The sequence below is a fragment of the Phytobacter sp. V91 genome (assembly GCF_965644225.1).
Lineage (GTDB): Bacteria > Pseudomonadota > Gammaproteobacteria > Enterobacterales > Enterobacteriaceae > CBFFRJ01.
In genome coordinates, this window is the sequence record NZ_CBFFRJ010000348.1 from 1 (window position 1) to 296 (window position 296).

General features: G+C 42.2%; 1 protein-coding gene. It reads right to left on the minus strand.

Going from position 1 to position 296, the window contains the following annotated elements; all coding sequences use genetic code 11:
• Positions 1–296, minus strand: a 296-nt coding sequence (locus ACSZO4_RS25970; RefSeq protein ID WP_437891946.1) for a conjugal transfer nickase/helicase domain-containing protein, incomplete at both ends; no start/stop codon positions are given.

Here is a 296-nt window from a genome sequence, read left to right on the forward strand (position 1 = left end):
TCTTCGAAACTCTTCTGTATTTGAGATTTATCGTGATTCCCTTCCGGTAAAGTTGCTATAAATCTGTAAAAACAATCTGGAGAGTTCATAAACACGTAACCCGCAAGTACATGCAATAAACTGTCGCTTTCATTGACGGTAACTGAACCATCCTCAACAGAGCGCTTTAACCAGTCAAAAAATGCCACACCCGATGAATCATGTGCACCTATGTTCGGTACTGCATTTTGCTGGTCCTCAGTATTATTTTCCGGTATAGAGTCATTCGCAGCAGCTGCATCAGCTGACGCTGATGA